2 protein-coding genes and 1 pseudogene are annotated in these 2498 nt (G+C 68.0%); 1 reads left to right on the top strand and 2 read right to left on the bottom strand.

The features are described 5' to 3' along the window. Positions 1–1800 (top strand): Helicase associated domain protein (locus tag ACFYY7_RS40130; RefSeq protein ID WP_388669707.1); only part of this gene is annotated, 1800 nt, incomplete at its 5' end. A 12-nt stretch (positions 1801–1812) separates the two neighbouring features. Here ACFYY7_RS40130 and ACFYY7_RS40125 read toward each other — a convergent pair. Next, positions 1813–2109, bottom strand: a complete 297-nt coding sequence (locus ACFYY7_RS40125) for a hypothetical protein (protein ID WP_388669704.1) — start codon at positions 2107–2109, stop codon at positions 1813–1815. 207 nt (positions 2110–2316) lie between these two features. Beyond that, a pseudogene (locus tag ACFYY7_RS40120) lies at positions 2317–2498 on the bottom strand (hypothetical protein); the annotation flags it as partial.

Genomic DNA, 2498 nt, shown 5'->3' with positions numbered 1-2498 from the left:
CGCGGAGCACGACTCGCCGCACTGCAGACCGGGCTCGTGACCGCGGCCGCCGAAGAGAACCTGCGCAAGGTCCTGACATTCCACAGCCGGGTCAGCGAAGCCGAAGCCATGGCCACAGGCGTCGTCGACGCAGCCCGGAAGCTATGGGAAGACAGCCCGCGACACTACCCCGAGCCAGGGCGGGTATGGGCGGACTGGCTATATGGCGAGCATCCGCCGGCTCACCGGCGCGCCGTCCTGGAGGAGTTCGCCTCCGACACCATCGAGGACCAGAACCAGGCGCAGCTGGTCGAGGGTGGCGTCGGGGGGCGCAGCGGGGGTGGGCGGCGGTCGGGGAAGGGGTTGGTGCCGGCGGCGTTGCGGGTGCTCAGCTCGGTGAAGGTGCTGGGTGAGGGTGTCGATACGGCGAATTGTGATTCCGTCGCATTCTGTGATGCGCGGGGGTCGATGATCGATATCGTGCAAATGGTCGGACGCGCCCTGAGAATCAAGCCCGGTCAAGGGAAAATTGCTTCTCTGGTCGTTCCGGTATTTCTCGCTCCGGGTGAAAGCCCGGACGAAATGCTGACCTCACCGGCGTATGGGACCCTCGCGAAGGTCCTCTCAGCGCTGCGAGCGCACGACACCGAAACGATCGAGCACCTAGCGGATCCTCGTGTCCGGAGCGGGAGTTGGCTCCCGGAGGGTGCCGGGGAAGGCGAGACGGTAGCTGAGCGGGAAGAGCCGGAGGGCGAGCGGGGACCGAGCACGCCTGCACAGGAGCTGCTGAAGTTCAGCACGCCCAGGGATCCGGCGCTGCTGGCGCGGTTCGTGAAGTTGCGGGTGCTCGAGCCGGAGAACACGTTCTGGCGGCGCGGTATCCAGGCATGCGTGCGGTATGTGAAGGAGACCGGGGCGGTGCAGTTGCGGGTGCCGTACGACTACGTCACCCCGGAAGGCTGGGCGCCGGCCGGGTTCCCGCTCGGGACCTGGCTCGCCGACCAGCGGAAATCCCACAAGGCCGGGCGCCTGGATGCGGGGCGGGTGGAACAGTTGGCCAGGCTGGGGATGGTGTGGTCGCACCAGGACGTCGCATTCGAGGAAGGCCTCACAGCCGCCCGCGCCTGGGCGAAGGTGCACGGACACCTGCTGCCGCCCACGACCGCGGTCTGGGACGGATACCCGGTCGGGACCTGGACCAAGAACCAGCGATTCGCCGCCCGAGCCGCGGACACGAACGCGGAACGCCGTGAGGCCGGCCTGGCTGTCGAGACCAGTAAGGGCGCGTTGACCGAGGCACGGCGCGCAGCGCTGGACGAGATCGATCCGGGATGGTGCCCCGTCTGGGACACGGGATGGCAACGCTGCTTCCGGCTCACCCAGAACCTCCTCCAAGACGGCGGGGCCCTACCGGTAGCGGCCGGCAAAGTGATCGTGCAAGGAGAAGACCTCGGGAGGTGGGTTACAGCGCAGCGGCACGGGTGGGAACAGCTCCTGCCCGCACAGCAATGGCTCCTGGAAAACGTCCTCGGAATCGAACCCGCCGAAGAAGCAGAACAGCCGGTGCGGCGGACGCAGGACGATGTGTGGGCGGTGAACCTCCGCGCCGCGCGGCAGTTCCATGCCCGGGAGGGGCATCTGAAGGTGCCGAGGAAGCACGTCGAGCGCCTGGAAGGAGGTGCCGCGGTGGGACGCCAGAACGGCGCTGAGGAGCCTGTGACCGTACGGCTGGGCACATGGCTCGACAACGTCCGGAAGCGTGCTGGCAGGCTCACCGAACAACGCCGAGCCGACCTGGATGCACTCGGGATGCGCTGGTAGGGGCGGGCGGGGTTATGTGCCTGATCCGAGGCGGCTGTAGGCCCAGCGGAGGACTTCTTGGTCGACACGGGGGCGGCCGGTGCGGTTCAGGGCGGTGCGGGTGTGGGCGGTGAGGCGGGCCCAGTTGCGGAAGTTGCCGTGGGCGGCGCGGCTGTCGGCGTAGGTAATGTCTTCAGGGTCGGCGTCGGCCCAGATCGGGTGGTAGAGCGGGATGGTCTCGAGGACTTCGTCGCTGGTGAGGCGGGTGAAGCGCTGACAGATGAAGATGCGGAAGGACAGCATCGGTTCGGCGGCGTTCTGGCGCCGCACCTGGCGGTAGGCGGCGTCGATCCCGCGCCGGGCCGGCCTCGATCAGCTTGGTATGCGCTGGTAGACGGCCAGGGTGCAGCGGGAGGGGTCAGGGGGATGCGTCGTACGGCGGCGACCCGGTTGGGACGCCGCGGGGACGTTGCATTGGCGCGTACTCGGGAAGCGTCACAGTCGCGCCCTGCGGGAATGTCCTGCCGATCTTCGTGTTCACGAATGATCGTTATTCGACGTTGAATCCGCCCGTTTCCGCTGCCAGGCGGCGAGATTGTTCCGTGTCGTCAGGCTGTCTGGGTGGTCGTGCCCCAGCACCCGCTCCTGGTCGGTCAGCAGACCGGCAAAGGCCTCCACGGCCCCAGCCACATCCCCCGCCCTTCCCCGACAAAGGGCAA

The organism is Streptomyces sp. NPDC001933 (genome assembly GCF_042890955.1).
Classification (GTDB): Bacteria; Actinomycetota; Actinomycetes; order Streptomycetales; family Streptomycetaceae; genus Streptomyces.
This window is presented reverse-complemented; position numbering and strand designations above follow the sequence as displayed.